This is a genomic window from Pedobacter sp. (assembly GCF_045628745.1).
Taxonomy (GTDB): Bacteria; Bacteroidota; Bacteroidia; order Sphingobacteriales; family Sphingobacteriaceae; genus Pedobacter.
In genome coordinates, this window is sequence record NZ_JAZQPU010000086.1 from 1 (window position 1) to 3,522 (window position 3,522).

Genomic DNA, 3,522 nt, shown 5'->3' on the forward strand with positions numbered 1-3,522 from the left:
TATAATTACACAATTTAATTTTTCCATTAGTTTTTTAAATCTAATTTTAGTGATACTTTAAACATGCTTTCACCATTTTGAATTTGCAATGTATGCTTATTGGCATACAAAAGCTGTAATCGTTTTTGTGCATTTTTTAAACCTATTCCTCCGAAATCAGTTTGTTCCCGGGGTGCATCCACATCATTTTCGATGTCAAAATAAAAACACCCTTCCTCAATTTTCATGTTTAAGCATAGTTTAGCGCATTTTTTTGATTTCAAACCATATTTGAAAGCATTTTCAATAAAAGTAAAAGTTAAAAGTGGCGCTATAACAAGCCCAGAAAAAGTTGATTCAGCAGGGAATTGAAGTTGAATATTCTTGTCGCCTGCATATCTCATTTTTTCAAGCTCGACATAGTTTTTAATAAACTCCAACTCCTTGTGCAAAGGCACTTTCTCTGTATTTGACTCATATAAGGTGTAGCTCATGGTTTCTGAAAGATTCAGAATCACTGCCGGCGCCAAATTATCCTTCTTGAGGCTTAAACTATAAAGATTGTTCAGCGTGTTAAATAAGAAATGTGGATTTAGTTGTGCTTTCAGAAAGTCTTTCTCGATATTGACATTCTGAATTTCCAGTGCGGTTTTTTGACTTTGAATATTTAGCGTTCTGTTATAAAGTTTTGATATTTCAAATAGAATTTTGATAAAAAAGAAGGGTGACAATATGGAAATGATGATAATGGCTTGTGATACCATTCTTGTGACACCAATGGCCTGGAAAAATGTTTGACCTGCGCTTGCTGTAATCGCTCCTTTTAACTCACCGTTCCCTATTTCGTAACCCAATGTGTAATACATTTTTGAAAATAAATAGGTAACCAAAAGCCAGATAAGGATAAATATAGGAAAGGCAATGATTAACAAGGGTATGGCTTGAATAAGTTTTCTATTAAATAGCCGGGGTAAGAAAAAGTAAAAGAAAGAATAAAATACAACCATATTTACGATCGTCATTCGTAGAGTCAGCAAAAAACTCTCAAAGTAAGTAAGGTGATAAGCAATTGTATAACTCAAAAATAATAATGCTGCAAAGCTTATCCACATCAGGCTGAAGCAACACCCGATTGTTTGAGGTATAGAATCTTTCAAAGTCAAGATCAGCAATTTTGTTTGTAAAATAGCTGGAAAAAACTGGTGTATCCTGCATTATATCCTTTTAAGCCAATTCCAAAAATAGGTTTTACCGTTGTCATGGTTTAATTTTATCATAAAATTCTAATCGTGGCGTTCATGATATTGATGATATTGTGGCCAAGTATTGGATAAATTAGATTTCCTGAGAACTTTCTAAGCAAACCGAGACTTAAAGAAGAAATTACAGTAAGGTAGATAATTGTGATTAAATCAAATTTAAACTCCAGGTTTTTTGTGAGCAACACCCCATGTGCAATCCCGAAAAATAGCGTCACGATAACGAAGCCCCAACCCAATTGCAGTCCTTTGAAAGTCCACTTCGGTGGAAATGCCTTGTCAAGCAACCACAAACTAATGCCTCTAAAAGCTAATTCTTCGGTTAATCCAGGCATTATGGCCTGAAAGGCAAAAGTTTCCAGCTCAAATTTGCCTCCTTTAGGAAATAAGATCATTTTAAAAATAAAGTCAAAAAATAGGAAACCCAGGAAAATGCAAATGCCAAATACTAGCTTATCTTTAGATTCCGTTTTTGTGGTTAAACCCATTTCTTGCCGGTCAAACTTCGAAACAGAATAAGCTATGATTAAGGATAATCCTAAACTTAGCATCTTCCCGACCCATGCAAACTTAAGTCCCCAATTTTCCAGACTTATATATTCTCTGGACAATTGCTGCATATAACAATCGATTAAAAAATACAGGATAAAGAACATTAAATACTTTGGATGACCTTTCTTCGAGGTGAAAAAAGCAAGGATAATAATTGGCAGGATCAAGGCAATCCAGATAAAGGGTGTTAACAGTGACATATCTTTTATTTTTTTTATCAAAAGTATCTGTCTGTGCCATACACTAAAAAGTCTACCGATGAAAACCTGATTATTGCCGATAGAAGATTACTATTTAAGGGACTTAATAAATGAATACAGCTATGAGTATTAAATTTTTCATTCTGAGCCCTATCCTTCAAAAGATAACCTTCAGGGATTTTGGAGTTCAGATGTATACATCAATTTAAGTTGATTTATGCTCATTTCAATCGTGGTGGCAAATGAAGTAATTATCACTGAAGTTTTTGCCTGTAAGGCAAACCTCTTCTAAAAAAATTTAAATCTCTAGCACAAGCTTACTTTCTTTAGAAAGAGAATTAATTAAAAATCCTCGTCAAGGGGTAAGCTATGGGGCTAATATATATAAAGTTCGTATGGCTGGTCCGTCCAAAGAAAAATGAACAAGCGGTGGGTTTAGGGTAATCACATAATAGTTATAGAACAACAGGATTCTTTAACTATACAATTAATTCGCTTAACAACTAACCAGCTTGGGTTCATTTTTCAATCATCTGATTTTTAAATAATAGAACTAGATCTCCAATTCGCTAATTATGCGTATGTTAATGACTTAAGATTCTTACTTTAGAGTACTAAATTTAAATAAAATGCTATGAAATTTTATTCGGGTAAGGGTTATGTGATTATACTTTTATTTAGCTTTCTGTTTATTCTAGCTATAATTACTATTTCAGACCAAGCGTATATAGTTTTTTTTATACTGATTGCATTGATGTCTTATTTAGTTTGGATGTGGCATGACACCTATTATCTGATAGATGATAACCAGCTGTTGTATAAATCAGCATTATTGAGAGGATCAATCGACATTAGCTCCATTGTGGAAATTGAAAAAAACAAAAAAATATATGCAGGTGTGAAACCGTCCTTGTCTAATAAGGGAGTGGTAATAAAATATAACAAGTGGGACGATATTTTTATGTCGCCCATTGATATTGATCACTTTATAAGTGCACTAAAAGATGTAAACCCCGGCATCAGGACTATTGAATGAGCCTTTTGCAAATTGACAAATGAGCGCCTATTTTTTGGAAGCTGCCTGGTGGAGAGCAATATCCGCTTCCACCTTTCACCATCGAAACGACAAAGGAAAGATCCCTCCTTCCCTACTCAAAACTCAAAAACTTCGTTATACTCGCCTGTATAAAGTCTTTCTTCTGATGCTCGCCCCTGTTCAGTTGTATAGCACGAAGCCTCACCCCGTTTCTCTCCAGCAACAACTCCTCATAAAAACCTTTATAATAAACATCCATCACTTCATACTTTCTGCTGGTCAGCGAGCCCTTCAACTCCACCCATTCCGGATAAATAATGATGTTTTTCCCTTTACAGTGCAAACCCAGCTGATCAGCTTCGGCAAGCGACAATGCATTGGCATTACCCAATAATTGCGCAGTATACACATGTGATGGGTGGTTGTATACATAAGATGGTTCGCCTTGCTGCAACAACTGTCAAGTCGGAGGCCAAGCGGTCTTAGGAAGACAAGG

At 35.1% G+C, this 3,522-nt stretch carries 4 protein-coding genes; 1 reads left to right on the forward strand and 3 read right to left on the reverse strand.

The genetic code is table 11. The features are described 5' to 3' along the window. Positions 1-26: 26 nt before the first annotated feature. Positions 27-1,142, reverse strand: a complete 1,116-nt coding sequence (locus ACR2F7_RS03740; RefSeq protein ID WP_432712251.1) for a sensor histidine kinase — start codon at positions 1,140-1,142, stop codon at positions 27-29. A gap of 110 nt (positions 1,143-1,252) precedes the next feature. After that, on the reverse strand, positions 1,253-1,990 hold the full coding sequence (locus ACR2F7_RS03745; protein WP_432712252.1) for a CPBP family intramembrane glutamic endopeptidase: 738 nt from the start codon (positions 1,988-1,990) through the stop codon (positions 1,253-1,255). A gap of 754 nt (positions 1,991-2,744) precedes the next feature. Between ACR2F7_RS03745 and ACR2F7_RS03750 the strand changes: the two genes are divergently transcribed. Then, positions 2,745-3,026 carry a PH domain-containing protein gene (locus ACR2F7_RS03750; RefSeq protein WP_432712253.1) on the forward strand — a complete coding sequence of 94 codons (282 nt, stop codon included), beginning with the start codon at positions 2,745-2,747 and terminating at the stop codon, positions 3,024-3,026. A 112-nt stretch (positions 3,027-3,138) separates the two neighbouring features. On the opposite strand, the gene ACR2F7_RS03755 is transcribed toward ACR2F7_RS03750, so the two are convergent. After that, a complete protein-coding gene (locus ACR2F7_RS03755) occupies positions 3,139-3,480 on the reverse strand; it encodes a hypothetical protein (protein WP_432712254.1) in 342 nt (113 codons plus the stop codon). Positions 3,481-3,522 lie beyond the last annotated feature (42 nt).

Excerpts from the sequence above, each read along its gene's own strand:
- ACR2F7_RS03745 (WP_432712252.1), bottom strand. The coding sequence starts at position 1,990 with ATGTCACTGTTAACACCCTTTATCTGGATTGCCTTGATCCTGCCAATT.
- ACR2F7_RS03750 (WP_432712253.1), top strand. The coding sequence starts at position 2,745 with ATGTCTTATTTAGTTTGGATGTGGCATGACACCTATTATCTGATAGAT.